Source organism: Microbacterium sp. (assembly GCF_049650565.1).
GTDB lineage: Bacteria > Actinomycetota > Actinomycetes > Actinomycetales > Microbacteriaceae > Microbacterium.
In genome coordinates, this window is the sequence record NZ_JBASAK010000046.1 from 1 (window position 1) to 1,762 (window position 1,762).

The following is a 1,762-nucleotide window of genomic DNA, read 5'->3' on the forward strand; positions in this document are numbered from 1 at the left end:
AACCGCGCGCTCTGCGCCTGGGACTCGTGCCAGGCACGACGCCCGGCCGGTGGATCGACACCTGGAAGGAGCGGATGCCGCACGTCGAGCTCGAACTCGTGCCGCTGAGCTTCGCCGGGCAGCGCGAGGGCATCGACGAGGTGGACCTGGCGCTGATGCGCCTGCCGCTCGACCGCACCGATGAGCTGCACGTGATCCCGCTGTACGACGAGGTGCCGGTGGTCGTCGCAGCGAAGGAATCGCACCTCATGGCGGCCGGCGAGCTCACCGCTGACGACCTCTCCGGCGAGGTGCTCATCACGCCGGGTGACGACGTGCTGGGTCCGCTGAGTCTGCCCACCGTCGCGCCGGACTTCCCGACCATCGAGACGACGGAGGATGCCGTCGCCACCGTCGCCTCGGGCACCGGCATCCTGGTGGTGCCGATGTCGCTGGCGCGACTGCACAAGCGCAAGGATGCCGACTACCGACCGCTCGCCGGCGGGCCGACCTCCACGGTCGTCCTGGCCTGGCCGCGGGGGGCCACCACCCCGGACGTCGAGACGTTCATCGGAATCGTGCGCGGTCGCACGGCGAACTCGTCGCGCTAGGAGTTCAGCGGCCAGGACATCTCCCGGCGCGTTCAGAAGTGGATGCGCGAGACTCGACCGCGCGCTCCGAGCAGCGCGGAAGGACATCACATGATGAGCGACGCAGCAGAGCCGCGGACACCGAACCGAAGAGTGCTCGTGATCGGGGCCTCCCGGGGTCTGGGCGAGGCGATCGTCGAGGAGTACGCCCTCCGTGGCGCGCGGGTCGTGGCGACGGTGCGCAGTGACGCACCCTCGCCGCTGCGGGCCTTCGCCGCCACGACCGATGCGGTCGAGATCGAGCGCGTCGACGTCGCCGTGCCGGACTCGATCGCCGCCCTTCGCCGGCGCCTGGACGGGCGGGTCTTCGACCTGCTGTTCGTCGTGGCGGGGATCTCGCTGGCGCCGCAGGACCAGGCCGGCGCCGACATCGGCACTCGGGACTTCGAGCGGATGATGAACACCAACGTGCTGGGCGTGATGCGCGCCGTGGAGTCTCTGCAGTACCTCGTGGCGCCCGATGGCACGATCGCCGTGATGTCCTCCGGTCAGGGCAGCGTCTCGGGCAACACGCGCGGCGGCTTCGAGGTGTACCGGGCGACCAAGTCGGCCCTCAACCAGATGTTCCGCAGCTACGCCGCCCGCCATGCCGCCGACCGGCGCGCACTGCTGCTGATGGCACCGGGATGGGTGCGCACGGGCCTCGGCGGCCCCGGCGCGATGCTGGAGATCGGCGAGAGCATCCCGCCGCTGATCGACACCGTCGACGCCCAGTACGGCACACCGGGCCTGCAGTACCTCGACCGCCACGGCGCCCCTGTGCCCTGGTAGCCCGGCGACCCTTCGACAGGCTCAGGGACTCAGAATTGCTGAGAGCGCTCAGAGACCCAGATCCGCGCCGCTGAGCCGGGCCCACGCGCCCCGAGGCTCCGGCCGGCGCGAAGCGGCGGCCGGAGTGGGCGTGGGGAGCGAAGCGTCGGGTCAGGCCGCCCGCGCGAGCGGGGCGGATCCCGTGACCAGGAGTGCTCCGTCAGGAGCATCCATGACTACACGGCCCCCATCGGTCAGCGAGCCGTCCACGAACAGGTCGGCGATGCGGTCCTCGACCTCGCGCTGGATCAGCCGGCGCAGCGGGCGCGCACCGTACTCGGGCTCGTAGCCGTGCTCGCCGAGCCACGCGACCGCGGCATCCG

Annotated in this window: 3 protein-coding genes; 2 read left to right on the plus strand and 1 reads right to left on the minus strand. The window is 71.5% G+C overall.

Translation table 11 applies throughout. The features are described 5' to 3' along the window. Both WA967_RS08990 and WA967_RS08995 read left to right on the plus strand, forming a co-directional pair. Nucleotides 1-590: LysR family substrate-binding domain-containing protein (locus WA967_RS08990; RefSeq protein ID WP_424421436.1), on the plus strand; the 590-nt coding region annotated here is incomplete at its 5' end. Between the two features lie 93 nt (nt 591-683). Then, a complete protein-coding gene (locus tag WA967_RS08995) occupies nt 684-1,400 on the plus strand; it encodes an SDR family NAD(P)-dependent oxidoreductase (protein ID WP_424421439.1) in 717 nt (238 codons plus the stop codon). A 150-nt stretch (nt 1,401-1,550) separates the two neighbouring features. Here WA967_RS08995 and WA967_RS09000 read toward each other — a convergent pair. Further along, the coding region (locus WA967_RS09000; protein ID WP_424421441.1) for a hypothetical protein at nt 1,551-1,762 on the minus strand (212 nt) is incomplete at its 5' end.